The organism is Mycobacterium sp. TKK-01-0059, from assembly GCF_000709305.1.
Classification (GTDB): domain Bacteria; phylum Actinomycetota; class Actinomycetes; order Mycobacteriales; family Mycobacteriaceae; genus Mycobacterium; species Mycobacterium intracellulare.
In genome coordinates this window covers 1,016,986-1,042,822 of record NZ_KL446993.1, presented here as the reverse complement: position 1 = coordinate 1,042,822, position 25,837 = coordinate 1,016,986, and the positions used below count along the sequence as shown (strand labels likewise).

Annotated in this window: 27 protein-coding genes, 3 tRNA genes and 1 pseudogene; 20 read left to right on the top strand and 11 right to left on the bottom strand. The window is 68.8% G+C overall.

What is annotated here, in order from left to right:
• Window positions 1-2: 2 nt before the first annotated feature.
• Both K883_RS05245 and K883_RS05240 read right to left on the bottom strand, forming a co-directional pair.
• Window positions 3-844 (bottom strand): annotated as a pseudogene (locus K883_RS05245) (hypothetical protein); the annotation flags it as partial.
• A gap of 58 nt (window positions 845-902) precedes the next feature.
• Window positions 903-1,616 (bottom strand): MBL fold metallo-hydrolase, encoded by a 714-nt coding sequence (locus K883_RS05240; RefSeq protein WP_008260952.1) that lies wholly within the window; start codon window positions 1,614-1,616, stop codon window positions 903-905.
• A 134-nt stretch (window positions 1,617-1,750) separates the two neighbouring features.
• Between K883_RS05240 and K883_RS05235 the strand changes: the two genes are divergently transcribed.
• From K883_RS05235 to rplA, 12 genes are all read left to right on the top strand, one after another.
• The gene (locus K883_RS05235; RefSeq protein ID WP_008260951.1) at window positions 1,751-1,957 is read left to right on the top strand and encodes a type II toxin-antitoxin system VapB family antitoxin; all 207 of its coding nucleotides are present in this window, start codon (window positions 1,751-1,753) and stop codon (window positions 1,955-1,957) included.
• Between the two features lie 119 nt (window positions 1,958-2,076).
• A tRNA-Thr gene (locus K883_RS05230) sits at window positions 2,077-2,149 on the top strand.
• Window positions 2,150-2,201: 52 nt separating this feature from the next.
• Window positions 2,202-2,275, top strand: a tRNA-Met gene (locus K883_RS05225).
• Window positions 2,276-2,320: 45 nt separating this feature from the next.
• Window positions 2,321-2,488: a 50S ribosomal protein L33 gene (gene rpmG, locus K883_RS05220; RefSeq protein ID WP_003898538.1), complete on the top strand. Its 168-nt coding sequence runs from the start codon at window positions 2,321-2,323 to the stop codon at window positions 2,486-2,488.
• A gap of 75 nt (window positions 2,489-2,563) precedes the next feature.
• The gene (hadA, locus tag K883_RS05215) at window positions 2,564-3,016 is read left to right on the top strand and encodes a (3R)-hydroxyacyl-ACP dehydratase subunit HadA (protein WP_014383315.1); all 453 of its coding nucleotides are present in this window, start codon (window positions 2,564-2,566) and stop codon (window positions 3,014-3,016) included.
• Window positions 3,003-3,431 (top strand): (3R)-hydroxyacyl-ACP dehydratase subunit HadB, encoded by a 429-nt coding sequence (hadB, locus tag K883_RS05210; protein ID WP_009957386.1) that lies wholly within the window; start codon window positions 3,003-3,005, stop codon window positions 3,429-3,431. Before hadA ends, hadB begins: the two co-directional genes overlap by 14 nt.
• Before the next feature lie 3 nt (window positions 3,432-3,434).
• Window positions 3,435-3,935: a (3R)-hydroxyacyl-ACP dehydratase subunit HadC gene (hadC, locus tag K883_RS05205; RefSeq protein WP_036453908.1), complete on the top strand. Its 501-nt coding sequence runs from the start codon at window positions 3,435-3,437 to the stop codon at window positions 3,933-3,935.
• 144 nt (window positions 3,936-4,079) lie between these two features.
• A tRNA-Trp gene (locus K883_RS05200) sits at window positions 4,080-4,152 on the top strand.
• Window positions 4,153-4,268: 116 nt separating this feature from the next.
• The gene (secE, locus tag K883_RS05195) at window positions 4,269-4,724 is read left to right on the top strand and encodes a preprotein translocase subunit SecE (protein ID WP_008260921.1); all 456 of its coding nucleotides are present in this window, start codon (window positions 4,269-4,271) and stop codon (window positions 4,722-4,724) included.
• A 43-nt stretch (window positions 4,725-4,767) separates the two neighbouring features.
• Complete coding sequence (gene nusG / locus K883_RS05190; protein ID WP_008260910.1) at window positions 4,768-5,571, top strand: transcription termination/antitermination protein NusG; 804 nt, start codon at window positions 4,768-4,770, stop codon at window positions 5,569-5,571.
• 48 nt (window positions 5,572-5,619) lie between these two features.
• The gene (rplK, locus tag K883_RS05185; protein WP_007767860.1) at window positions 5,620-6,048 is read left to right on the top strand and encodes a 50S ribosomal protein L11; all 429 of its coding nucleotides are present in this window, start codon (window positions 5,620-5,622) and stop codon (window positions 6,046-6,048) included.
• 158 nt (window positions 6,049-6,206) lie between these two features.
• The gene (rplA, locus tag K883_RS05180) at window positions 6,207-6,914 is read left to right on the top strand and encodes a 50S ribosomal protein L1 (protein ID WP_008260906.1); all 708 of its coding nucleotides are present in this window, start codon (window positions 6,207-6,209) and stop codon (window positions 6,912-6,914) included.
• 77 nt (window positions 6,915-6,991) lie between these two features.
• Here the strand turns inward: rplA and K883_RS05175 are convergent, their stop codons facing one another.
• From K883_RS05175 to K883_RS05140, 8 genes are all read right to left on the bottom strand, one after another.
• On the bottom strand, window positions 6,992-8,209 hold the full coding sequence (locus tag K883_RS05175) for an RNA polymerase sigma factor (protein WP_014385822.1): 1,218 nt from the start codon (window positions 8,207-8,209) through the stop codon (window positions 6,992-6,994).
• Between the two features lie 4 nt (window positions 8,210-8,213).
• Window positions 8,214-8,912 carry a YciI family protein gene (locus K883_RS05170; protein ID WP_008260902.1) on the bottom strand — a complete coding sequence of 233 codons (699 nt, stop codon included), beginning with the start codon at window positions 8,910-8,912 and terminating at the stop codon, window positions 8,214-8,216.
• A gap of 94 nt (window positions 8,913-9,006) precedes the next feature.
• Window positions 9,007-9,903 (bottom strand): hydroxymycolate synthase MmaA4, encoded by an 897-nt coding sequence (gene mmaA4, locus K883_RS05165; protein ID WP_008260901.1) that lies wholly within the window; start codon window positions 9,901-9,903, stop codon window positions 9,007-9,009.
• A 162-nt stretch (window positions 9,904-10,065) separates the two neighbouring features.
• Entirely contained in the window at window positions 10,066-10,926 is an 861-nt protein-coding gene (locus K883_RS05160; RefSeq protein ID WP_008260900.1) for a cyclopropane mycolic acid synthase family methyltransferase, read from the bottom strand.
• 88 nt (window positions 10,927-11,014) lie between these two features.
• Window positions 11,015-11,863 carry an alpha/beta fold hydrolase gene (locus tag K883_RS05155; protein WP_263646913.1) on the bottom strand — a complete coding sequence of 283 codons (849 nt, stop codon included), beginning with the start codon at window positions 11,861-11,863 and terminating at the stop codon, window positions 11,015-11,017.
• 59 nt (window positions 11,864-11,922) lie between these two features.
• Window positions 11,923-13,269, bottom strand: coding sequence for an ABC1 kinase family protein (locus K883_RS05150; RefSeq protein WP_020823622.1), 1,347 nt, complete (start codon window positions 13,267-13,269; stop codon window positions 11,923-11,925).
• A gap of 40 nt (window positions 13,270-13,309) precedes the next feature.
• Complete coding sequence (locus K883_RS05145) at window positions 13,310-13,894, bottom strand: DinB family protein (RefSeq protein ID WP_014381146.1); 585 nt, start codon at window positions 13,892-13,894, stop codon at window positions 13,310-13,312.
• Window positions 13,895-13,917: 23 nt separating this feature from the next.
• Entirely contained in the window at window positions 13,918-14,439 is a 522-nt protein-coding gene (locus K883_RS05140; protein WP_036453907.1) for a DinB family protein, read from the bottom strand.
• Window positions 14,440-14,522: 83 nt separating this feature from the next.
• Between K883_RS05140 and K883_RS05135 the strand changes: the two genes are divergently transcribed.
• The 6 genes from K883_RS05135 to rplL all read left to right on the top strand — a co-directional run bounded on the left by K883_RS05135 (window position 14,523) and on the right by rplL (window position 22,051).
• On the top strand, window positions 14,523-18,701 hold the full coding sequence (locus K883_RS05135) for a glycoside hydrolase family 38 N-terminal domain-containing protein (protein ID WP_008260893.1): 4,179 nt from the start codon (window positions 14,523-14,525) through the stop codon (window positions 18,699-18,701).
• Window positions 18,698-19,315 (top strand): DUF7158 domain-containing protein, encoded by a 618-nt coding sequence (locus K883_RS05130; protein ID WP_036453906.1) that lies wholly within the window; start codon window positions 18,698-18,700, stop codon window positions 19,313-19,315. The genes K883_RS05135 and K883_RS05130 overlap by 4 nt, the downstream gene beginning before the upstream one ends.
• 4 nt (window positions 19,316-19,319) lie before the next feature.
• Entirely contained in the window at window positions 19,320-20,240 is a 921-nt protein-coding gene (locus K883_RS05125; protein ID WP_020823618.1) for an ROK family protein, read from the top strand.
• Between the two features lie 39 nt (window positions 20,241-20,279).
• Complete coding sequence (locus tag K883_RS05120; protein WP_020823617.1) at window positions 20,280-20,732, top strand: anthrone oxygenase family protein; 453 nt, start codon at window positions 20,280-20,282, stop codon at window positions 20,730-20,732.
• 258 nt (window positions 20,733-20,990) lie between these two features.
• Window positions 20,991-21,614: a 50S ribosomal protein L10 gene (gene rplJ / locus K883_RS05115; protein ID WP_020823616.1), complete on the top strand. Its 624-nt coding sequence runs from the start codon at window positions 20,991-20,993 to the stop codon at window positions 21,612-21,614.
• Between the two features lie 44 nt (window positions 21,615-21,658).
• Complete coding sequence (gene rplL / locus K883_RS05110; protein ID WP_008260886.1) at window positions 21,659-22,051, top strand: 50S ribosomal protein L7/L12; 393 nt, start codon at window positions 21,659-21,661, stop codon at window positions 22,049-22,051.
• 49 nt (window positions 22,052-22,100) lie between these two features.
• On the opposite strand, the gene K883_RS05105 is transcribed toward rplL, so the two are convergent.
• Entirely contained in the window at window positions 22,101-22,790 is a 690-nt protein-coding gene (locus tag K883_RS05105) for a TetR/AcrR family transcriptional regulator (RefSeq protein WP_020823614.1), read from the bottom strand.
• Window positions 22,791-22,872: 82 nt separating this feature from the next.
• Between K883_RS05105 and K883_RS05100 the strand changes: the two genes are divergently transcribed.
• A complete protein-coding gene (locus K883_RS05100) occupies window positions 22,873-24,375 on the top strand; it encodes a carotenoid oxygenase family protein (protein WP_020823613.1) in 1,503 nt (500 codons plus the stop codon).
• Window positions 24,376-24,546: 171 nt separating this feature from the next.
• Entirely contained in the window at window positions 24,547-25,557 is a 1,011-nt protein-coding gene (locus tag K883_RS05095) for an ABC transporter ATP-binding protein (protein WP_007167801.1), read from the top strand.
• Window positions 25,558-25,837: the final 280 nt, after the last annotated feature.

Below are 25,837 nucleotides of genomic sequence, written 5' to 3'. Positions count from 1 at the left end.
CTCCTTGCCGTCAGGCGGACTGGTTGTGGTGTTTGCCCAGATCGTCTTCGGCGTTACTCCAGCGCAGGCTCACATCGGTGGGTTCGTCGAGTTGGCGGGTGCGCCAGCGGTCTTGGGTCTCCCGAACCGCGGCGTTGATCCGTTCGATCTCGCTGCGGAAAACCTCGGGCCGGGTCTCCTTGCTGGCGTAGTGGAAATAGGTCAGCAGGCCGCGCAGCAGCTCCAGCTTTTCCTTCTCCCGCTTCGCCAGGTCGTGGGTGGTCATCAACTCGATGCGCTGCACGGGTGGCAGGGCGTCCCAGTCCAGGACGACGTCGGTGCGCAGGGGGGAACGCTCGCGCTGCCAGAATCGCCATCCGCGCGGCTGGTCGGGGCGGTCGTAATAGCTGACGGTCCCGGTGAAACGCGACTCGATGCCGCTGCCGATCTCGGCGCGGTCGAGGGCGGAGTCCCACACCAGGCGCCATTCCTGGCCGGGCGCCAGCACCGGCAGCTCCCGGGGCAGGCGCAGTTCGACGACGTCGGCGTAGCCGTCGGTGGCGCTTTCGTATTCGGCCACGGTCGGCGGATTGTCGAACGAGAACTGAATGTCATAGGCCGCGGTCCGGCCGAAGTTGCGGACCACGAGTTCGATCACGTGCCAGTCGGCGGAATGCGGCTCCATGAACACCCCGACGTGCGGGCGGGTCTGCTCCGCGGCGGTGCGGCGGTTGCGGGTGATCTGGCTGTTGGTGAAGACCAGTGTGACGACGGCGAGGGCGATCGCCGCCCACGCTGCCCACGCTATCCAGGTGCTGGACCCGACGTGCGTGACCCCATGCCAGCTGTCCTGGATCCAACCCATGGAATCCACCCTCCGCTTATATCACAGGGCCGGACGCCGAAGGGGCGCCATCGAGCGATCACCCACCCATCAGCATTCGCCATTGGTCAAGGTCCGCGGCCCGATACACATAGTTGGACCGCTTGACGTCCGACAGCGAGGCACTGGGCTGCGCCGAATACCAATGCCCCGGAAACACCGTCGGGTCCCCGGGCAGGGTCGCGAGCCGCTGCAGGCTGCGGTACATCTCGTCGGAGTCGCCGCCGGGGAAGTCGGTGCGCCCGCAGCCCTCCAGGAACAACGTGTCACCGGCGACGAGGCGGCCGTCGAGCAGAAAACACTGGCTGCCCGGGGTGTGGCCGGGGGTGTGCAGCAACTCGATCTCGATGTCGCCGATGCTGACCTTGTCGTGGTTCTCGTGCGCGGTCAGGTCGCCGACCCCGATCCCGGTGACTCGCGAAACCCACAGCGCCTCATGGGTATTGACGTGCACCGGCACCGGCGCCCGTTCCAGCAGTTCGGCCAGGCCGGCCAGCGAGAAGCCCATCATCGATCCGCCGACGTGGTCGGGGTGGTGGTGCGTCACCAGTACCCCGGACAGGTGCATGCCGTCGGCCTCGAGGGTGTCGAGGAGATCACCGGCGGCATACGCCGGGTCGACGACCACGCAGTCCCCGGTTTGCCGGTCGCCGATCAGGTACGCGAAGTTGCGCATCTGCGTCGCGAACATGTCGCCGGCGGCGAAGTCGCGGCCGGCGAGCAGTTGACGGAAGTAGAGCCGGTCATCTGACACGTGACCAGACTAGGACCCGGATCGCGGCGGCCCGGCGGGTAGTCCGCCACCACTTTGTTCGCGCCGCCCGGCGGCGGCGCGACACCCCTTCGGAGCACCGGGTTGGGTCCGTTGCCAGTGGGTATTGTTGGCGCATGAGGAAGAAGGTCGAAATCGAGGTCGACCTCGATTTGGTCGACGAGGCGATCCAGCGCTTCCGTGTCGCCGACGCGCGTGAGGCCGTCAATCTCGCGTTGCGCACCCTGCTTCGTGAGGGAGCTTCCTACGAAGAGGACGACGAGTACGACGAATTCAGCGACCTCAACGCGTGGCGGCCTCGCCGCTCCAGCGAGACCGGGTGAGCCGGGCATTTCGGGTGACCACCGCGGGTCGCCGTCCATCGGTACTCGTGGTTTGGTGCCGCTGCGAGCCAGGTTGTACCCTCTTTTAGGCCCGCGCGACTGATCGCTTCGGGTGAACGGCCCCCTTAGCTCAGTCGGTAGAGCGTTTCCATGGTAAGGAAAAGGTCAACGGTTCGATTCCGTTAGGGGGCTCGGCGGACGCCGAGCAGGCGTGGCGGCCCGACCCCAAAACGGGGTGGCCAGAGGCGATGTAGCTCAGTCGGTTAGAGCGAACGACTCATAATCGTTAGGTCGCCGGTTCGAGTCCGGCCATCGCTACAACAGAACAGCAGAGATCTTTTCAAGAATCGAGAGAGAACCGTCATGGCGTCCAGTACCGACGTACGGCCGAAGATCACCTTGGCATGCGAGGTGTGCAAGCACCGCAACTACATCACCAAGAAAAACCGCCGGAACGACCCGGACCGACTGGAGCTGAAGAAGTTCTGCCCCAACTGCGGTAAGCACCAGGCGCATCGAGAGACACGCTAGCGGCGCCCCGCCAGCGTTTACTCCGATTGACTAGGTAGTTTAAGAACCGTGCCGTTAACCGAGAGCATCGTCGGGATGCACTACCGCTACCCCGATCATTACGAGGTAGAGCGGGAGAAGATCCGCGAGTACGCGGTCGCCGTCAAACACGACGACCCGGCGTATTTCGAGGAGAAGGCGGCCGCCGACCTCGGCTACTCGGGGCTGCCGGCCCCCCTGACCTTCGTCTGCGTGTTCGGCTACACGGCGCAGACGGCCTTCTTCAAGCACGCCAACGTCGCCGTCCAGGACGCCCAGATCGTGCAGGTCGACCAGGTGCTGAAGTTCTTCGCGCCGCTGGTCGCCGGGGACAAGCTCTACTGCGACGTCTACGTGGACTCGGTGCGGGTGTCGCACGGCACCCAGATCATCGTCACCAAGAACGTCATCACCAACGAGGCGGGTGACGTCGTGCAAGAGACCTATACGACCCTGGCGGGCCGTGCCGGCGAGGATGGAGAAGAGGGATTTTCTGATGCCACTGCGTGAGTTCAGCTCCGTGAAGGTGGGTGACCAGCTTCCGGAGAAGACCTACCCGTTGACCCGACAGGATCTGGTGAATTACGCGGGCGTCTCCGGCGACTTGAACCCGATCCACTGGGACGACGAGATGGCCAAGGTCGTCGGCCTGGAGACCGCGATCGCGCACGGCATGCTGACCATGGGCATCGGCGGCGGCTACGTCACCGCGTGGATCGGTGACCCCGGCGCGGTGACCGAGTACAACGTGCGGTTCACCGCCGTGGTGCCGGTGCCCAACGACGGCAAGGGCGCCGAGCTGGTCTTCAACGGCCGCGTCAAGTCCGCCGATCCCGAAACCAAGTCCGTGACCATCGCGCTCACCGCCACCACCGGCGGCAAGAAGATCTTCGGTAGGGCCATCGCGTCCGCGACCCTGGCATAGCGCATGGCGCTCAAGACAGACATCAGGGGGATGATCTGGCGCTACCCGGACTACTTCGTCGTCGGCCGTGAACAACTGCGCCAGTTCGCGCTGTCCATCAAGAACCGCCACCCGGCCCACTTCGAGGAGGACGCCGCCGCCGAACTCGGCCACGACGCGATCATCGCGCCGCTGACCTTCGGGACCATCTTCGCCAAACTGGTCCAGCTGGATTTCTTCCGGCACGTCGACATCGGCATGGAGACGCTGGTGATCGTCCAGGTCGACCAGCGGTTCGTGTTCTCCAAGCCGATCAAGGCCGGCGACAAGCTGTGGGCCCGGATGGACATCGTTTCGGTGGACGAGCGTTTCGGCGCCGACATCGTCGTCACCAAGAACATCTGCACCAACGACAAGGGTGAGGTGGTCCTGGAGGCCTACACCACGCTGATGAGCCAGTTCAGCGACAACTCCGCGAACCTGCGTTGGGACTCGGAGTCCGGCCAGGTCGTCAGAACGGCGTAATTAGTATCTGACTCCCGCGTCGATGTACACTCGGACCTCGGGGTTTTCCCAGCATCAGCGCGCTTTCCGTGAGTCGAGCAATCGGAAGGCGCGCGTGTCATGTAAGCCCCGGTAGGTAAGCGCAGGTTGGCCTGCCAACCGCGAAGGGGCGTAGCTCAACTGGCAGAGCAGCGGTCTCCAAAACCGCAGGTTGCAGGTTCAAGTCCTGTCGCCCCTGCTGAAGACGGACGGAGCCGGACCATGGGCATGAGCATGTGCCATGGTGGACACTGGAAGGTGCGCCGCCACCGATGGGACGGTTCTGGTGGGTACTAGCAAACAAAGGAGCGTGCGGTGAGCGACGAAGGCGACGTTGCCAACGACGCCGCAAGCGACGGCACTGACACGACGGAGGGCCGCGCGAGCGGTGTCCGGACGGCGGTGGTGACGCGGCCACAACGCCCGACCGGCAAGCGGTCCCGCCAGAAGGCGGCCGACGCCGGCGAGGATGTCGACGCCGCGTCGCCGGACGAGATCGAAGCCTCCGGCAAGGACAAGGCCAAGAAGGGCGCCAAAGCCAAGAAGGCCGCCAAGCCGAAGAAATCCGCGGACAGCCGGGCCAACCCGTTCCTGTTCGTCTACAACTACCTCAAGCAGGTCGTTGCGGAGATGCGGAAGGTCATCTGGCCCAACCGCAAGCAGATGCTCACGTACACCTCCGTCGTGCTGGCCTTCCTGGCCTTCATGGTGGCGCTGGTCGGCCTGGCGGATTTCGGCCTGACCAAGCTGGTGCTGTTGGTGTTCGGCTGAGCGAGCGACGCCGCTGTGAAAAGTGACAGAGAGGACTCACACCGTGACTAGCTTCGACGGTGACCCGTCCGCGGGTGACGCGGTCGACCTGAAAGAGACCACGGAAGCTGCCGAGGTTTCTGACGACACGGCGACCTCCGAGGTTTCCGAGGCGACCACGGACGAGGCGACCGCGGACGAGGCCGCCGACGCTGCCGGGGCGCCCGACGAGCCGGCCGAAGAGGTCGACCCGGCCGTCGCGCTCAAGGCGGAACTGCGCAGCAAGCCCGGCGACTGGTACGTCATCCACTCCTACGCGGGATACGAGAACAAGGTCAAAGCCAACCTCGAAACGCGGGTGCAGAACCTCGACGTCGGCGACTACATCTTCCAGGTGGAGGTGCCCACCGAAGAGGTCACCGAGATCAAGAACGGCCAGCGCAAGCAGGTCAATCGCAAGGTGCTGCCCGGCTACATCCTGGTGCGCATGGACCTGACGGACGACTCGTGGGCCGCGGTGCGCAACACCCCCGGCGTCACCGGGTTCGTCGGGGCGACGTCGCGCCCGTCGGCCCTGACGCTCGACGACGTGGTGAAGTTCCTGCTGCCGCGCGGCGCGACGAAGAAGGCCGCCAAGGGGGCGGCGACCACCGCCACCGCCGCCGAGGCCGGGGGGCTGGAACGCCCGGCCATCGAGGTCGACTACGAGGTCGGCGAATCGGTCACGGTCATGGACGGCCCGTTCGCGACGCTGCCGGCCACGATCAGCGAGGTCAACGGCGAACAGCAGAAACTCAAGGTGCTGGTGTCGATCTTCGGCCGCGAGACCCCGGTGGAATTGACCTTCAGCCAAGTCTCCAAGCTCTAAACCGGCGCCTCCGCCGGGCACAAACCAGGAAGGAACGAACAACATCTCATGGCCCCGAAGAAGAAAGTCGTCGGGCTGATCAAGCTTCAGATCCAGGCGGGGCAGGCCAACCCGGCGCCGCCGGTCGGGCCTGCGCTCGGTCAGCACGGCGTCAACATCATGGAGTTCTGCAAGGCGTACAACGCCGCCACGGAGAACCAGCGCGGCCAGGTCATCCCGGTCGAGATCACGGTCTACGAGGACCGCAGCTTCACCTTCGCGCTCAAGACCCCGCCCGCCGCCAAGCTGCTGCTCAAGGCCGCCGGCGTCGGCAAGGGTTCGGCCGAGCCGCACAAGACCAAGGTCGCCAAGGTCAGCTGGGATCAGGTCAAGGAGATCGCCGAGACCAAGAAGGCCGACCTGAACGCCAACGACATCGACGCGGCCGCCAAGATCATCGCCGGCACCGCCCGGTCGATGGGTATCACCGTCGAGTAGTCCGAGCATGACGAAGCGGGGCGAGGAACGAGGCCCAGCGTAGGTATGGGAAGGACGAATCGACGCAAAGACACCGTCGAGTAATACCCCGCACCACCACCGTGGGAGGGCTGGCTTCGGCCCGATAACCACGACCCAACACCAGATTGGATGAATCAATGAGCAAGAACAGCAAGGCATACCGCGCCGCCGCCGAGAAGGTGGACCGCAACAGCCTGTACTCCCCGCTGGAGGCGGCCAAGCTCGCCAAGGAAACGTCGTCGAGCAAGCAGGACGCGACCGTCGAGGTGGCGATCCGGCTCGGCGTCGACCCGCGCAAGGCCGACCAGATGGTCCGCGGCACGGTGAACCTGCCGCACGGCACCGGCAAGACCGCCCGGGTGGCGGTGTTCGCGGTCGGCGACAAGGCCGAGCAGGCGCAGGCCGCCGGCGCGGACATCGTCGGCAGCGACGACCTGATCGAGAAGATCCAGGGCGGCTGGCTGGAGTTCGACGCCGCGATCGCGACCCCGGACCAGATGGCCAAGGTCGGCCGCATCGCGCGGGTGCTCGGTCCGCGCGGCCTGATGCCGAACCCGAAGACCGGCACCGTAACCCCCGACGTCGCCAAGGCCGTGGCCGACATCAAGGGCGGCAAGATCAACTTCCGCATCGACAAGCAGGCCAACCTGCACTTCGTCATCGGCAAGGCCTCCTTCGACGAGAAGTCGCTGGCCGAGAACTACGGCGCCGCGCTCGACGAGGTGCTGCGGCTCAAGCCGTCCGCGTCGAAGGGCCGCTACCTGAAGAAGATCACCGTGTCGACGACGACGGGGCCGGGCATTCCGGTCGACCCGTCGGTCACCCGCAACTTCTCCGAGGCCTGATCTCTCTCCTGGTCGAACGTCGACTTGTGGCGCGATCACCCAAGTAATCGGCGCCACAAGTCGACGTTCGGCGGGAATTACCCCCCGCACTCGGCGATGCGGCGCCGCAGGAACGCGCGTCCCGGCTCAGACCCGTTGGACTCCAACGCCGCTCGGTACCACGTCAGCGCATCGGCCGGCCGGCCCGCGCGGCGCAGCAGGTCGGCGCGCACGGTCGCGACCAGGTTCGAGCGGGCGAGCCGCGGATCGCCAGCCACATCGTCCAGGGCGGCCAGCCCGGCGTCGGGCCCGTCGCGAAAGCCGATCGCCAGCGCGCGATTGGCGGCCACCACCGGGGACCCGGTGAGCTGCCACAGCCGGTCATAGGCCGAGCAGATGGCGACCCAGTCCGTGCGTTCCCAGGACGGGGCCGTGGCGTGCAGCGCGGCGATCACCGCCTGGGGCAGGTAGGCGCCCGTCGAGCCTCGGGCGTGACGCAACCGCTCGAGCCCGCGGGCGATGCGCGCGCGGTCCCACCGGCGGCGGTCCTGGTCCTCGAGCGGCACCAGCATCCCGGACTCGTCCACCCGGGTCGCGCGTCGCGAATCGTGCAGCAGCATCAGGGCGGACAGCGCGTGCGCCTCCGGCTCGGCGGGCAGCAGCGCGCACAGCTCGCCGCCCAGCCGGATCCCCTCGTCGCACAGGTCGTCGCGGATGGCCGACGGGCCCGCCGTCGACCAGTAGCCCTCGGTGAACACCGAATAGACGCAACCCAGCACGTGCGGGGTGCGCTCGGGCAGCAGCTCGGCGGGCGGGACGCGCAGCGGGATGTTGGCGTGCCGAACCTTGTTCTTGGCGCGCGTGATTCGCTGGCCGATCGCCGCCTCGGTCTGCAGCAGCGCGCGGGCGATTTCGCCGACGGTCAGGCCCGAGACCAGCCGCAGCGTCAGCGCCAATTGCGATTGCCGGTCCAGCGCCGGGTGCGCGCAGGTGAACATCATCCGCAACTCGTCGTCGCGAACCGGGTGCGGGTCGGTGTGCTCGGTGCGCGCCCTGATGTCGTCCAACACGGCCGCCAATTCCTTTCCGGGGCGCACCGATTCGCGGCGCAAGCGATCACGGGCCCGATTACGGCCGACGGTCACCAGCCACCCGCCCGGGTTGGCGGGCAGCCCGTCGCGCGGCCAGGTGCGCAGCGCCTCGGCGCAGGCCTCCTGGACGGCGTCCTCGGCGACGGTGAGGTCACCCGACCACCGCGCGAGCGCGGCCACGGCCGGGCCCCACTCCCGGCGGAAGACGCCGTCCAGGTCGGCCATCTGGCTACAGGCCGGAGACGCCCGCCAACTGGCGCAGCTGCACGGACGAGGCGGGGATCATCGAGGCGATCTTGACCGCCTCGTCACGATCGGCGGCGCTCAACAGGTAGATGCCGGTGGCGATTTCGGCGCCCTCCACGTACGGCCCGTCGGTGATGAGGACCTCGCCGTCGCGCACCCGCACGGTCGTCGCCGTGGACCGGTCGTGCAGCGCGGCGCCGCCGATCACGTGATCGCCGGCGGCGGCGTGCAGCTCGACGTGCTTGGCCGCCACCGCCTCCCACTCCGGCGTGCCCGGTGTGTGCGCGGATTCGGCGGGCTCGAGCAGCAGCGCGAGCCAGTCGTTGCCGGTGAGTGCGCGGGACGGCTCGACGGCGTGGACCACCGGCCACAGCTCCACCGCCCCGAACTCGGCCACCGGGACGTCGCGCGCCAGCGCCAGCGCCTCGTCGAGGTTTTCGGCCTCGAACACGTAATAGCCGCAAGCCACTTCGGCGGATTCCGCGAAGGGACCGTCGGTGACCGTCGGCGCGTCCGGGCCGCCGGAAATGGCCACGGCGGACGCGGCGGGCGCCAGGGCGTCACCGGCCTTGATCGCCGGCCCGGCCTTGGCATGAAAGTTCTCCCAGGCGGCCATCGCGGCGGCGGCATCGTCGGGCGCACGGTCCTGTTCCTTGCTGATCAACAAGGCGAAGTACTGCATGGTCGTCACCTCCGGTAGTGAGCGAAGCCGTCTGCTCCACTCTCTACCTACTCGACGAACCGCGCAGCGCCAATCCGACAGGCGCCGCAGAAATTCAGGCGGCCGCGCCCGGCTTGAGGTAGGTCACCAGGCTGACGTCGAGCATCTCCTCGGTGAAGTAGTGCTCGCAGCCGCGCAGGTACTTGATGTAGCGGTTGTAGACCTCTTCGGAGGTGACCTCGATGGCCTTGTCCCGGTTCGACTCGAGCGTGTCACCCCAGATGTGCAGGGTCTTGATGTAGTGCGGTCGCAACGAAAGCGGTTCGGGCACAACAAAACCGGCCTTCTCGCCGTGGTCGACCATCATCTGGGTGGAGGGCAGCCGGCCGCCGGGGAAGATCTCGGTCACGATGAACTTGATGAACCGCGCCGTCTCGAAGCTCAGCTTCTTGCCGCGCGCGGCCAGATCGTACGGGTGGTAGCTGACGCTGCTCTGGACGGTCATGCGGCCGTCGTCGGGCATGATGTCGTAGGTCCGCTTGAAGAAGTCGTCGTAGTTCTCGTGGCCGAAGTGCTCGAAGGCCTCGATCGACACGATGCGGTCGACGGGCTCGGAGAAGTCCTCCCAGTTCTGCAGGCGCACCTCCCGCGAGCGGTTGCTGTCGATGGAGCCGAGCAACGCTTCGGCGCGGGCGTGCTGGTTCTTGGACAGCGTCAGGCCGATGACGTTGACGTCGAACCGCTCGACGGCGCGCTTCATGGTGGTGCCCCACCCGCAGCCGATGTCGAGCAGGGTCATGCCGGGCTTGAGGTCCAGCTTGTCGAGGTTGAGGTCGATCTTCGCGTACTGGGCCTCTTCCAGGGTCATGTCGTCGCGCTCGAAGTAGGCGCAACTGTAGATCCGTGACGGGTCCTGGAACAGGCCGAAGAAATCGTCGGAGACGTCGTAATGCGCCTGGATGTCTTCCGAGCGCGTCCGCGTCTTCGTCGGGCCAGTCGGTTGCTCAGCCATTTTCGTCCTGTTCTCCTCGATGACGTTCGCTGCCTCTAGTCGCGCGCATCGAGGGGTCCGGTGTGAGCAGCAACGATACCCAACGTCGAGGCGTCGTTTCCGAAGGGTGCGAGTGCGCGTCGCGGGCCCGACCGCGCAGCCAAACTCTACTTTCCGCCGACGCTACTTGGTGAGCGTGTACTGGGCCACGTTCGAGATGCCTTTGCGGAAAAGGTTCGCGCAGCCCGTCAGGTAGCGCATGAAGCGGTCGTAGACCTCTTCGGACTGGATGGCGATCGCGCGGTCGCGGTTGGCCTCCAGGTTGGCCGCCCAGGTGTCCAGCGTCCGGGCGTAGTGCGACTGCAGGTATTGCGTCTGCTCGAGGCCGAAACCGCTGGCTCGCGAAAGGTCGACGATGTCGGCTTCGCCGCACATCTGCCCGCCGGGAAAGATCTCCTTGCCGAGGAAGTGCAGGAAGCGCAGGTCCGACATCGTGATCTTGATGCCGACTTCCTTCCAGTGCGATTGCGGGTAGGTGAAGATGCTGTGCATCAGCATCCGGCTGTCGTTGGGGAGGGTTTCATATGCCCAGTCCCAGAACGCGGGCCAGCGTTCCTTTTTGAACGCGTCGAAGGCCTCGAAGCTGATAATCCGGTCGACGTGCTCGTCGAATTCTTCCCACCCCTGCAGCCGGGCCTCGGCGCGCCGCGTCGTCGGGATCGCGGCCAGCCGCGCCTTGGTGCGCGTGTAATGGTTGCGGCTGAGCGTGATGCCGATGACATTGACGTCGTATTTCTCCAGCGCCCGGACCACGGCCCCGCCCCAGCCGCACCCGACGTCGAGCACCGTCATGCCCGGCTCGAGGTTCAGCTTGTCCAGCCCCAGGTCCAGCTTGGCCAGCTGCGCCTGTTCCAAGGTCATGTCGTCGTCTTTGAAATACGCGCAGGTGTAGACCATGTTTGGGTCGAGGAACAACGCGAAGAAGTCGTCCGAAATGTCGTAGGTAGCCTGCGACTCTTCGTAATACGGCTCCAGCTTCACCATTGCGACACCCACCCTCCTTCGACAACCGTACAACCCTGCGGCATGGACTGAAAATGCGGGGAAATGTTTCTGCGGAATGCCTTTTGGCTCAACACGCCCTGGCGAAATTGTTAGTCAGCACGCCGATCACCTGATCCCACAACTGCTGTGGCAGATCATGACCCATCCCGTCGAATAACACCAATCGGGCGCCGTCGATGGCCCGGGCCACCGCGCGGCCACCGAAGGGCCGCATCAGCTTGTCCGCCCGGCCGTGGATCACCACGGTCGGAGCGACGGTGCCGTGGTTGTAGCGCCGCAGGCTGCCGCTGCCCAGCACCGCGGCGAAGTGCCGCGCCACGCCCTGCGGGTAGTAATTGCGGTCGTACCCCTCGGCGGCCTCGGCGCGGGCCTGCTCGTCGGGCACCCGGTAGCGCGGGCTGCCGATGATCTTGCCGACCCGCACGGCGTTGTCGACGATCACCTCGCGCGGCGAGTTCGGCGGCGGCCCCTTCAACAGGGCCAGCAGCGCGCGCGGTGCCGGCGGCGGCAACAGAGCCGCGTTGTTGCTGGAGAAGATGATCGCCAGGGATTGGGTCCGCTCGCGGAATCGCGCGGCGAAGATCTGGGCGATCATGCCGCCCATCGACGCCCCGACGATGTGGGCGCGTTCGATGCCCAGATGATCGAGCACGGCCGCCGCGTCGTCAGCCATGTCCTCGAGCTTGTACACCGCCCGGCTGGGCAGACCGAGCCAGGACCGGACCAACCGCGTCGCCAGCGGCTGTCCCGAGCTGCCGTACTGGGTCTTGCTGGACAGGCCGACGTCTCGATTGTCGTACCGGATGACGCGCAGCCCTTGGTCGATCAGCTTTTGGCAGAACGCGGTTCGCCACAGCAGCAGCTGGGCCCCCAGCCCCATGATCAGCAGGACGGGCGGGTCGTCGACGTCGCCCATGTCCTCGTAGTACAGCTTCAGGTCGCCTGATATGGCGTATCCCGTGCGGACCTGCACGCCTATACCTCGACGTCCGAGGAGTGCTCGCGGCTGACTTCGACCATGAAGTTCGCGAAATACCCCGTCAGTTGCGGATCCGACATCATCTGCCACTTCGGCGCCAGCAGCTTCATGTACCGCTCGACGTAGAGGAACTGCTTGCCGATCAGCACCAGCTCGCGGGGCAGCTTGACGTCGTAGGCGTCGGCCAGCGCCGACAGCTGCCGGCCGATGTCGGCGTAGGACATGTCGCCCAGCGTCTGCATGGTCAGCGGGGTGGCGAACTTTTCCAGATCCTTGGCGGCCTGGGCCTCGGGCTTCATGGTGCCGACGGCCCCCATCAGCACCACGATCTTGCCCGCCGCGGCATGGTCCTTCTTGACCAGCAGCGCGTACACCAATTCGCGCAGCAGCCACCGGGTGCGGGGATCGATGCGGCCCATGATCCCGAAGTCGAAGAACACGATCCGGCCCTGATCGTCGACGTAAAGGTTGCCCGCGTGCAGGTCGCCGTGGAACAGCCCGTGCCGCAGCCCACCTTCGAACAGCGAGAACAGCAGCGCCTTCACCAGCTCGACGCCGTCGAACCCGGCCTTGCGGATGGCGGCGACGTCGTCGATGCGGATGCCGGACACCCGCTCCATGGTCAGCACCCGGTCGCTGGTGAAGTCCCAGTACACCTGCGGCACCCGGATGTTGCGGCCCAGCGGGGAGGCGTGCAGGTGCGAGACCCACGCCTCCATCGACTGCGCCTCCAGCCGGAAATTGAGCTCCTCGGCCAGGTTGTCGGAGAAGTCGGCCACGACGTCCTGCGCGGACAGCCGGCGGCCGAGCTTGGCCACCTCGACGGCCTGGGCGAAGCGCTTGAGGATCTGCAGGTCGGCGGCGACCCGGCGGCGAATGCCCGGCCGCTGGATCTTGACGACGACCTGCTCGCCGCTGTGCAGGGTCGCGTAGTGCACCTGGGCGATCGACGCCGACGCGAACGGTTCCTCGTCCCAGCTGGCGAACAGCTCGGACGGGTCGGCGCCGAGCTCCTCGATGAACAGCTTGTGCACCTCGCCGGGGTCGGCGGGCGGCACCCGGTCCAGCAGGCCGCGGAACTCCCGGGACAGCGATTCGCCGAACGCCCCCGGGCTCGACGCGATGATCTGCCCGAACTTGACGTACGTCGGTCCCAGGTCGGCGAAGGTCTGGGGGAGCTGCCTGATCACCTTCTGCTGCCACGGACCCCTGCCGGGCAGCTTGGTGACGATGCGAGCGGCGGAGCGGGTGACCTGCCAACCGGTCACCGCTACCCGGGCCGCTTCGACCGGCAACGGCACCCGGTCGAGCTTGGCCACCTCTCGATGCTTGGTAGAACTCATTCCAGCAGTCTGCCAAACCGGTGCTGGCAAGTCCCAATCTCTACTGGTGCCGGTGCCCGCCTCGCCACGGCTGCACCCACCCCTCGATCGCCCAGCCTTCGTGCCCGGCGATCAGCTCGTACATGGTCGCGCCGTCGATCGTCTCCCGGACGATGTCGGCGTGACCGGCGTGCCGCGCCAGCTCGTTGATCACGTGCAGGATCACCCAGCGCACCGACCACGCCCGCTGGTCCTTGGGGAACCAGGGGATGTCGCGCGGCACGGGCACCGCGGCGTCGAGGTCCGCGGTCTCGACCAGCCGCAGCGACGTCGCGTTCTGCGCCTCGAACGCCCGCAGCAGCCCGTCCAGCGTCTCGTCGGGACCCATCACATGCTGGTCGGCGAACTCCTTGCTGATCTGCTCGAACGGACGGGTGTCCTTCGGCGGCGCGTCGGGCGCGGCGGCGACGCGGGTCATCCAGCTGTGCTGCATCCCCGTGGCGTGCTTGACCAGCCCGCCGATCGACAGCGCGCTGGCCGACGGCGTGGAGCGGGCCTGTTCGTCGGTGAGGCCGTAGCTGACGGCGAAGTACGCGCTTTGGTGGAACGCCAGGAATTCGCGCAGGGCGCTGCGTTCATCGGACACCGGTGGTGCGAGGGCGGGCATTGTCAATCCATCCTGTTGTGAACGTAAAGGTCGCGCAGGCAAGCGATTTCGGCGCCATGGTGGATCGCTTCCCGATTGATGTGCAAGACCAGCGCGCTCAGCGGGTAGTCGGCGTACGGCCCTTCGGCCGCGCCGCAGCGGCGGGTCAGGTCGGCGGCGGACAGCGACCGTACACCGTTGATCCACACCGCGTACGTCTCGTCCAGTTGCCGCAGGGCGGTGGCGGCGGTGGTGGCGTAGTTCCAACTCTGGTAATCGGCGGACGGTCCACCGAAATGGTGATGGGCACGCATCGCGAACACCCCGACAATCACGTGTGCCATGCGCCACGCGATCGTGGTGAACGATGCCGGGCTGGGCGCCGGGAACGCGAAGTCGATCGACCCGTCCGGGTGCACCGTCCAGCAGTGGGGCACCGGCTGCCAGAAGTACTCGTCGTCGGTCAGGCCGCCCAGGCGAGGGCGCAGCTGGTTGCGCCAGTGCCAGTCGAGTTGGTCGGCCAGTTGGGCGCTCAGATCTGCCATGGCACCGAGCTTTCCACCAATGCGACGGGTTCGCGGTCAGGCGACGGGTTTCTCGGTTGGCCGCGCCGCCGTAAAGTGCGGGGATGCAGCTGGTTTCGGCGGAGTCGACGGAGCTTTTCGTCGGGCCGCCGGAAGCCCCGCTGCAGCTGGCGCGCGTCACCGTCGCCGGGGTGGGCGAGCCGAGGCGGGTCCGCATCGACGGGGACGGCCTGACCGGGGAGGCGGTCGCCGATATCGGCGACGAGCTCGTCGAGGTCCCCGTCACCCTGGACCGTCCGGTGGTCGGCGAGCGACGGTCCGCGCGGGTGCGCGCCGGGCGCGCGGACCTGCCGTTCGAGTTCACGGTCGCCGAGCCCGGCTGGACCATGTTCATGGTCAGTCACTTCCACTACGACCCGGTGTGGTGGAACACCCAGGGCGCCTACACCAGCGAATGGACCGAGGATCCGCCGGGGCGGGCCCGGCAGACCAACGGCTTCGAGCTCGTGCACGCCCACCTGGAGATGGCCCGCCGCGAGCCCGAGTACAAGTTCGTGCTCGCCGAGGTGGACTACCTCAAGCCGTACTGGGACACCCGCCCCGAGGACCGCGCCGACCTGCGCCGGTTCATCGCGCAGGGCCGTGTCGAGGTGCTGGGCGGCACCTACAACGAACCGAACACCAATCTCACCAGCCCGGAAACGACCATCCGGAACCTGGTGCACGGCATGGGTTTTCAGCGCCACGTCCTGGGTGCCGACCCGGCGACCGCGTGGCAGCTGGACGTGTTCGGCCACGACCCGCAGTTCCCGGGCCTGGCCGCCGACGCCGGCCTGACGTCGAGTTCGTGGGCCCGGGGACCGCACCACCAGTGGGGCCCGATGCACAGCGACGGCGGACTGGGCGGCATGCAGTTCTGCAGCGAGTTCGAGTGGATCTCGCCGTCGGGCCGCGGCCTGCTCACCCACTACATGCCCGCGCATTACTCGGCGGGGTGGTGGATGGACTCCGCGACCACGCTGCGCGAGGCCTCCGACGCCACGTACGAGCTGTTCGATCAGCTCAAAACGGTGGCGCTGACCCGCAACGTGCTGCTGCCCGTCGGCACCGACTACACGCCGCCCAACACATGGGTCACCGCGATCCATCGCGACTGGGCCGCCCGCTACACCTGGCCGCGATTCGTGTGCGCGCTGCCGCGCGAGTTCTTCGCGGCGGTGCGCGCCGAGCTGGCGCAGCGCGGGTGTGAGCCGTCGCCGCAGACCCGGGACATGAACCCGATCTACACCGGCAAGGACGTGTCCTACATCGACACCAAACAAGCCAACCGGGCCGCCGAGAACGCCGTGCTGGCGGCCGAGCGGTTCGCGGTGTTCGCGGCCCTGGCGACCGGCGCCGACTACCCGCATGCGGCCCTGGCCAAGGCGTGGGTGCAGCTGGCCTACGGCGCGCACCACGACGCGATCACCGGGTCGGAATCCGACCAGGTCTACCTCGACCTGTTGACCGGCTGGCGCGACGCGTGGGAGCTGGGCCGCACGGCCCGGGACGCCTCGCTGGCGCTGCTGTCCGGGGCGATCGAGGGCGACGTCGTCGTGTGGAACCCCCTGGCGCACCCACGCACCGATCTCGTCACCGCGCGCATCGATCCGCCGCTGCCCGCGGGCGTGCGGGTGCTGGACGCCGACGGCGCCGAACTGCCCGCGCTGGTCGAGCACGACGGGAGCTCGGTCACCTGGCTGGCCCGCGATGTCGGGTCGCTGGGCTGGCGGGCCTACCGGCTGGCACCCGCCGACCAAGCGGCCGGCTGGGCGGCGGTGCCGGGATCGGTGATCGCCAACGAGCACTACCGGCTCGAGGTCGACAAGGCCCGCGGCGGGGCCGTCGCCTCGCTGATCGACTTGTCTGCCCAGGGGGGCCGCGAGCTGATCGCCGAGGGCCGGGTGGGCAACGAGCTCGCCGTCTACGAGGAATACCCGTCGCACCCCACGCAGGGCGAGGGACCGTGGCACCTGCTGCCCAAGGGGCCGGTGGTGTGCTCGTCGGAATCGCCGGCGCGGGTGCGGGCCTTTCGCGGACCCCTCGGTGAGCGGGTGGTGGTCCGCGGTCGGATCGGCACGCTGCTGCGCTACACCCAGACCCTGACGCTGTGGCGGGGCGTCGCGCGGGTGGACTGCCGCACCACCATCGACGACTTCACCGGCGCCGATCAGCTGGTGCGGCTGCGCTGGCCGTGCCCGGTGCCGGGCGCCATGCCGGTCAGCGAAGTCGGCGACGCCGTCGTCGGCCGCGGTTTCGCGCTGCTGCACGACGGGCCGCGCGCGGTGGACACCGCCCGGCACCTGTGGGCCCTGGACAACCCGGCGTACGGCTGGTTCGGCCTGTCCTCGGCCGCCCGGGTCCGGGTGTCGGGGGCCGGGGTGCGGGCGATCTCGGTCGCCGAGGTGGTGTCTCCGGCGGAGGCGGTGTCCGGGCCGCTGGCGCGCGCGCTGATGGTGGCGCTGGTCCGCGCCGGAGTCACGGCCACCTGCAGCGCCGCGGACAAGCCCCGCTACGGCCACCTGGAGGTGGATTCCAACCTGCCCGACGTGCGGATCGCGCTGGGCGGGCCGGACCGCAACGCCTTCACCGAGGCGGTGCTGGCCCACGCCGATGCGGTGTACGCCCGGGAACTCGACCGCCAGCTGGCGGCGACCGGCCGGGCCCGGGTCTGGGTGCCGGCCGAGACGCCGCTGGCCGCGGTGTGGGTGCCCGGCGCCGACCTGCGTGGACTGCGGGCGCTGCCGGTGCTGGTCGTCGACGGCCGCGCCGACGAGGACCTGCGCGCGGAGATCGCCGCGCTGGCCGACGATCTCGGTGACGCCGAGATCGTCGCGCAGCGGCCCGCGTCGGGAACGGAGGCGTTCGAGGACCGCACCGTCGCCCTGCTCAACCGCGGGGTGCCCAGCTTCGCCGTCGACACCGAGGGCACCCTGCACACCGCGCTGATGCGCTCGTGCACCGGCTGGCCGTCGGGCATCTGGATCGATGACCCCCGCCGCACCGCGCCGGACGGCTCCAACTTCCAGCTGCAGCACTGGACCCACGATTTCGACTACGCGTTGGTCAGCGGCGACGGCGACTGGCGGCGCGCGGACATCCCCACCCGCAGCGCGCAGTTCGCGCAGCCGCTGCTCGCCGTCGCCGGGGGCCGGCGGCCCGGTGCGCTGCCGCCGGTCGGTGCGCTGCTGCGCGTCGAGCTCGCCGACTCGGTCCACCTGGCGGCCCTCAAGGCGGCCGGCGATCCGCTGACCGCGGGCCGCGCCGCGCCGGTCGACCCGCACTCGGTCGCCCTGCGGTTGGTGGAGACGACCGGGGCGGGCGCGCGGGTGACGCTTAGCTCGGACGTCGCGGCGATCAGCGACCTGCGGGCCGCCGACCTCCTGGAGGCTCCCGAGGGGCGGCTGGATTCGGTCGACCTGCACGGCTACCAGGTGGCGACCGTGCTGGCCCGGTTCGACCTGCCCGCGACGCTCGCGGACGCCGCCGCCCTGGCGCCGAACGCCGAGGCCGCCCAGCCGCTCTACGCCCGCTATTGGCTGCACAACCGCGGGCCCGCGCCGCTCGGGGGCCTGCCCGCGGTCGCCCACCTGCACCCGTCGCAGATCAGTGCGCAGCCCGGCCGCGACGTGACGGTGCGTCTGACCGCGGCCAGCGACTGCAGCGACGCCACGCTGCGCGGCGGGGTCGTCCTCGCGTGCCCGGACGGCTGGTCGGCCACGCCCGCCGAGCTGCCCTTCACCCTGTGCAGCGGCGGCCACCTGGAGGCCGACGTGGTGGTGTCGATCCCGCCGACGGCAGAACCGGGCCTCTACCCCGTCCGGGCACGGCTGCGCCTCACCGGCGAACACATCCCCGCCCCCTGGCGGCAAGCGGTCGAGGACGTGTGCGTGGTCGCGGTGGGCGGCGCGGCGGTCGACCCGGGCGGGCTGGTCTACCTCGCCGACGGGCCGCGCGAGGTCACGCTGCGACCCGGCGAAGCGGGTGAGGTGACCGTCACCGTCGGCACCCACGCCCGGGCCGATTTGGCGCTCGAGGCGCATCTGATCAGCCCCTGGGGCACGTGGGAATGGATGGGACCCGCCGCCCTCGGCGCGGTCCTGCCCGCCGGCGGCACCGTCGGCCTCGGCTTCCGGGTGACCCCGCCGGCCTGGCTGGGACCCGGGCAATGGTGGGCGCTGGTCCGCATCGGCTGCGCCGGGCGGCTGGTCTACTCGCCCGCGGTCCGGGTGACGGTGACATGAGCGGCCACCCTGTCGCGACCGTCGCCGGCATCCCCGTGTCGTGCGCGGAGGTCGACGCGGCCGAAACGCGGCTGCGCGCTGGGCGGGGAGCGGGCGCGCTGCCGGCCGCGGGCACCGGCGAGGGCCGCCAACTGCGGCGCTGGCTGACCCAGCTCATCGTGACCCGGCGGGTGGTCGCCGCCGAGGCGGACGCGTGCGGGCTGGACCCGCGCGAAGCCCCGACCGAGGCGGAGCTGCTGCCCGACGTGACCGCACGGCTGGAGATCGGCAGCATCGCCGCGGCCGTACTGGCCGACCCGCGCGCCCGGGCGCTGTTCGCCGACGTCACCGCCGACGTGCACGTCACCGACGACGAGGTGGCCGCCTATCACGCCCGCAACCCGCTGCGCTTCGCCGCGGCACGGCCGGGTGAAAGCGGCTGGCGCACAACGGCATTGGCCGCTCCACCGCTGGCCGAGGTGCGATCGGCGATCGCCGAGCAGCTGCGCGGCGCCGCCCGGCGGCGCGCCTTCCGGCTGTGGCTGCACGCCCGCCGCGCCGAGCTGGTGCGGCTCGCGCCCGGCTACGAGCATCCCGGCGACCCCCGCCAACCCGACAACACCCACCGGCACTGAGACCATGCCAACCCTCTGCCTGGACATCGGCGGCACCAAAATCGCCGCCGCACTGGTCGATTCGGCCGGCGCGCTGGTGCACAGCGCGATCCGCCCCACCCCGGTCACGACCGCCGCCGGCGACGTGTGGGCCGTCGTCGAGGCGATGATCGCCGACGCGGTGCGCGCGGCCGACGCCCCGATCACCGCCGTCGGCATCGCCTCGGCCGGGCCGATCGACCTGCACACCGGATCGGTCAGCCCGATCAACATCGCGGGCTGGGACCGATTCCCGCTGCGCGACAGGGTCGCCAGCGCGGTGCCCGGGGTGCCGGTGGTGCTGGGCGGCGACGGCCTGTGTATGGCGTTGGGCGAGCACTGGATCGGGGCGGGCCGCAGCGCGGGGCCGGACGCCCGGTTCCTGCTGGGCATGGTGGTCTCCACCGGGGTGGGCGGCGGTCTGGTGCTCGACGGCGTCCCCTACGCCGGGCGCACCGGCAACGCCGGCCACGTCGGGCACATCGTCGTCGAACTGGACGGGCCGCCGTGCACGTGCGGCGGCCGCGGCTGCGTGGAGACGGTGGCGTCCGGGCCGTGGATGGTGCGCTGGGCGCGCGATAACGGGTGGGCGGCGCCGCCCGGCGCGGGCGCCAGGGACCTGGCCGTCGCGGCGGCGGCCGGAGACCCGGTGGCCCGGCGGGCCTTTCACCGATCGGCCAACGCGCTCGCCGCGATGATCGCCTCGGTCGGCGCGGTCTGCGATCTGGACCTCGTCGTGATCGGGGGAGGGGTGTCCAAATCCGGGCCGCTGCTCTTCGACCCCCTGCGGGCGAAGCTGGCCGACTACGCGGGGCTGGACTTCCTGTCCGGGCTGCGGGTGGTGCCCGGCGAGCTCGGCGGTGCGGCCGGCCTGATCGGCGCGGCCCGCCTCGCGGCCCTGGGCTGACGCGCCGCACGCCGCACGCGGCTTTCTACGCTGACTGGCATGAACCACAGCATCGACGCGCTCGCGGTCGTGATCATCGGCCTGCTGGTGGGTGTGGAGCTGGCGGTCGCGGTGTTCTTCCACCCGCTCATCGCGCGGCTGCCCGACGACGCCTTCCGTGCGGCCCGCGTCGGCGCCGCCCGATCGCTGGGCACGACGATGCCGTTCTGGTACGCGCTGAGCCTGTTGCTGTTGGTGGCGCTGGCCATCAAGGAGCGGGGCGCGGCGCGCGACTGGCTGTACGGGGCCGCCGGCGCCCTGATGGTGTTGGTCGTGCTGCTGACGGTCACGCTGCTGGTGCCGATCAACAACCGCATCGCCAAGTGGCCGGCCGCCGGTGAGCTCTCGCGTGACCTCGCGGCCCGGTGGGATCGGCTGCACCGGCTGCGGGTGGCCCTGCTGCTGGCGGTGTTCGTCCTGCTGACCCTCGGCGTCACCCGCGCGGTCATCTGAGCCGGCGTCCGGGGTCGCCGTTTTGGCTGACCGCGCAGGCCACGCTATTGTGTTAGCCGTTCCACCGAAGACCGTCGGTGACCGAGCAATCGGTCGAAGGTCCGGGAGGTATCCCGGCGGCCCACGCAGGAGGACGAGGCACGACGCCGGCTCGCGCCGGCGTGTTTGTACGCCCCGGCCGTTTCCTGCGCCGGGGCGTTCGTCGTTTTCGGGGGAATCGAGACGACACGTCGCATGACTTCACTTCAGGAGGTAGGCATGGCCAGGGCTGACAAGGCCACCGCCGTTGCGGACATCGCCGAGCAGTTCAAGGAATCGACCGCTGCCCTGGTCACCGAGTACCGCGGCCTGACGGTCGCCAACCTGGCCGAGCTGCGGCGCTCGCTGGGCGCGTCGGCCACGTACTCGGTGGCCAAGAACACGCTGGTCAAGCGGGCTGCGTCGGAAGCCGGGGTCGACGGCCTCGACGAACTCTTCGCCGGCCCGACGGCCATCGCGTTCATCACCGGGGAGCCGGTCGACGCCGCCAAGGCCATCAAGACCTTCGCCAAGGAGCACAAGGCGCTGGTCATCAAGGGCGGCTACATGGACGGCCGCGCGCTGACGGTCGCCGAAGTCGAGCGCATCGCCGACCTCGAATCGCGCGAGGTGCTGCTGGCCAAGCTGGCCGGCGCGATGAAGGGCAACCTCGCCAAGGCGGCCGGGCTGTTCAACGCCCCGGCGTCGCAGGTCGCCAGGCTCGCGGCCGCGTTGCAAGAGAAGAAGGCCGCAGAGGGATCGGCGGGGCCAGCAGCTTCCGCTGAGCCCGCCGCGGAAGCCGCCCCGGAACCCGCTTCGGAAGCACCCGCCGAGCCTGCGGAAGCCCCGGCCGAAGCCGAATAACAACCACCCCGGAACCTGGGAAAAACAAGGAAGGACCCACACCCATGGCAAAGATGTCTACCGACGACCTGCTCGACGCGTTCAAGGAGATGACGCTCCTGGAGCTCTCCGACTTCGTCAAGAAGTTCGAGGAGACCTTCGAGGTCACCGCCGCCGCCCCGGTCGCCGTCGCCGCGGCCGGCCCGGCCGCCGGTGGCGCGCCCGCCGAGGCCGCCGAGGAGCAGTCGGAATTCGACGTGATCCTCGAGTCCGCCGGCGACAAGAAGATCGGCGTCATCAAGGTGGTCCGCGAGATCGTCTCCGGCCTGGGCCTCAAGGAGGCCAAGGACCTGGTCGACGGCGCGCCCAAGCCGCTGCTGGAGAAGGTCGCCAAGGAGGCCGCCGACGAGGCCAAGACCAAGCTCGAGGCCGCTGGCGCCACCGTCACCGTCAAGTAAGTCACTGCGCGCAGGCCCCCGGGATCGAGGTCCCGGGGGCTTCGTGCGCTCAGCGGGCGCCCATCGCCGTCTGCAGCGACTGCGCCACCCGCTCCGGTGAATCACCAAGGGCCACAAGCAGGTTCGACGTCATCGACCCCAGCACCGGGACGACGGCCGAGCTGTCGTCGCCGTAGTAGCCGGCCAGTTCCAGCATGACGAAGCCGTGGATCAACGCCCAGAACTGCGCCGCGGTCGCCACCACGGACGCGTCGTCGACACCGTCTTTCACGGCGCCCGCGGGTTTGATGCGGCCGGCCAGCATGCACCGGTGCACCCCGCGCACCACGTGCGCGAAGCTCGGGTAGTCGCGCTCGATCGCGGCGACCGTCAGCGTCAGGACGTTGTGGGCGGGCGCGTTGATGCCGTGCGCGCTGGTGCTGCCGAACATCAGCCGATACACGTGCGGGCGCTTGATCGCGTAGCGGCGGTAGGCGGCCCCGATCATGAACAGGTCGGCGACCGGGTCGGCGGTGTGCGGCACGGTCAGCGCGGCGTCGAACTGGCGCAGGCCCTCCTCGGCCACCTCGGCGATGAGCCCCCGCATCCCGCCGAAGTGGGTGTAGACCGCCATCGTCGAGGTCCCCGCGGCGCCGGCCACCTTGCGCGTCTGCAGGGCGTCGGGGCCGTGCTCGTCGAGCAGGCCGACCGCGGCGCGCAGCATCTCCTCGCGAACGCTGCGCTGAATCGGCGAAGTCATCTCGGAAGACACATTGCCATCTTCTCATCGGGGGCGTACGGTGCCAATAACGCTGAAATAACAATGTTATAGGAGCTCAGCCATGGCGACCACGACAACCGCCAAGCCCGGCAACCCCTACCTCGAGGACTTCCTGGCGCCGGTGAGCGCGGAGGTCACCGCCACCGACCTCAAGGTCACCGGACGCATTCCCGAACACCTCGACGGGCGCTACCTGCGCAACGGGCCCAACCCCGTCGCCGAGGTGGACCCCGCCGTCTACCACTGGTTCAGCGGCGACGGCATGGTGCACGGCGTGGCGCTGCAAGGCGGGCAGGCCCGCTGGTATCGCAACCGATGGGTGCGCACCGCCCACGTCTGCGCCGCACTCGGCGAGCCGGCGCCCAGCGGGCTGAACCCGCGGGCCGGCATGCTCTCCGTCGGCCCCAACACCAACGTCCTCAGCCACGCCGGCCACACGCTCGCGCTCGTCGAGGGGGGCGGGGCGAACTACCGCCTCACCGACGAGCTGGACACCGAGGGGCCCTGCGACTTCGACGGAACCCTGTTCGGGGGATACACCGCCCATCCGCACGCCGACCCGCGGACCGGCGAATTGCACGCGGTGTCCTACTCGTTCACCCGCGGGCGCACCGTGCAGTACTCGGTCATCGACACCCAGGGCCGGGCGCGGCGCACCGTCGACATCGAGGTGGGCGGGTCGCCGATGATGCACGACTTCTCGCTGACCGACAAGTACGTGGTGATCTACGACCTGCCCGTCACGTTCGACCCCGTCCAGGTGATGCCGGCGAACGTGCCCCGTTGGCTGAGCCTACCGGCCCGCCTGGTGATGCAGTCGCTCATCGGGCGCGTGCGGCTGCCCAGCCCGATGGCGACGGCGATCAATCGCAACCAGCGGCCGACCAGCCGGATGCCGTACCGGTGGGACGACAACTACCCGGCGCGCATCGGGGTGATGCCCCGAGAGGGCGGAAATCGGGACGTGCGCTGGTTCGACATCGAGCCCTGCTACGTCTACCACCCGCTCAACGCCTACTCCGAGATGCGCGACGGCACAGAGGTTTTGGTGCTCGACGTGGTGCGCTACGCGCGGATGTTCGACCGTGACCTGCGCGGTCCCGGCGACAGCCGGCCGACGCTGGACCGCTGGACCGTCAACCTGGCCACCGGGACGGTGACCAGCGAACGCCGTGACGATCGCCCCCAAGAATTCCCGCGCATCAACGAGGCCTTGCTGGGCGGGCCGCACCGGTATGGCTACACCATCGGCACCGAGGGCGGTTACCTGTCCGGCGGGCGATCCGAGATGTCGACCGCCGTGTACAAGCACGACTACGCGACCGGATCCGCCACCGCTGCCGATCTCGATGCGGGCCTTTTGCTCGGCGAGATGTCGTTTGTGCCCAATCCCGCACCGGGCGCCGAGGATGACGGCATCCTCATGGGGTTCGGCTATCACCGCGACCGCGACGAGGGCCGACTGGTCTTGCTGGACGCGCAGACGCTCGAGCACGTCGCCACCGTGCATCTGCCGCAGCGGGTGCCGATGGGATTCCACGGCAACTGGGCGCCCGCTGGCTAACACGTGCGTCAAATAAGTTGCGCCATCGCGGCTTCCGGCTGATCTCGGGAAGGCCAATTTTTCCCCGCTGTGTGCCGCAACCCTGATGCCGTGTGGCAGGCGTGCGCTACAGTGACTCATGCCACACAAAAGGGCAGGTGGCAGGCATGAGTGTCGACGGAAGGATTTCCCATGGGCGTCGCAATCGAGGTGAATGGACTCACGAAGTCCTTCGGTTCCTCGAGAATCTGGGAAGACGTGACGCTGGAAATCCCCGCCGGGGAGGTCAGCGTCCTGCTGGGGCCGTCGGGTACCGGCAAATCGGTTTTCCTGAAGTCACTGATCGGTTTGTTGCGCCCCGAGCGCGGCTCGGTGGTCATCGACGGCACCGACATCCTGCAGTGCTCGGCCAAGGAGCTCTACGAGATCCGCACGCTGTTCGGCGTGATGTTCCAGGACGGCGCCCTGTTCGGTTCGATGAACCTCTTCGACAACGCCGCCTTCCCGCTGCGCGAGCACACCAAGAAGAAGGAAGGCGAGATCCGTGACATCGTCATGGAGAAGCTGACCATGGTGGGTCTGGGTGGCGACGAGAAGAAGTTCCCCGGCGAGATCTCCGGCGGTATGCGCAAGCGCGCCAGCCTGGCCCGCGCCCTGGTGATGGACCCGCAGATCATCCTCTGCGACGAGCCCGACTCGGGTCTGGACCCGGTGCGTACCGCCTACCTGAGCCAGCTGATCCTCGACATCAACGCCCAGATCGACGCCACCGTCCTGATCGTCACGCACAACATCAACATCGCCCGGACCGTGCCGGACAACATGGGCATGCTCTTCCGCCGCAAGCTGGTCATGTTCGGCCCCCGCGAGGTGCTCCTGACTAGTGACGAGCCGGTGGTGCGGCAGTTCCTCAACGGCCGCCGCATCGGGCCGATCGGCATGTCCGAGGAGAAGGACGAGTCGACCATGGCCGAGGAGCAGGCCGCCCTCGAGGCCGGGCAGCACGCCGGCGGCGTCGAGGAGATCGAGGGCGTGCCTCCGCAGATCGTGGCGTCCCCCGGGATGCCGGAGCGCAAGGCCGTCGCCCGCCGCCAGGCGCGGGTCCGCGAGATCCTGCACACCCTGCCGCAGAAGGCCCAGGCCGCGATCATCGACGACATGGAGGGCACGCACAAGTACCGGGCGCACGAGGTCGGCGACTAGGAGGCCCGCCCCGAGGATTCGCGATAACTTCGTGTAACTCGGCGGCCCGCCCCCTTGACGACGGGGCGTAAACGGGCCAGTCTGTTGGGCAGCATGTATCCAGCGGAAAGTCGAGATGCCAGCCAGCGCCGATGTCCCTGGATGGCCTGTGCTGGACAGTTGAGGAATGCGCCGCCCTGCGCTATTGTTGGACGTTGCGCTGGCTACTTCCTGCCCACCTCACCCACCACTTGACACCGTGGTCTAAGCCTGAGCCCCCTCTAGTGGCTTAGTTCTTTAG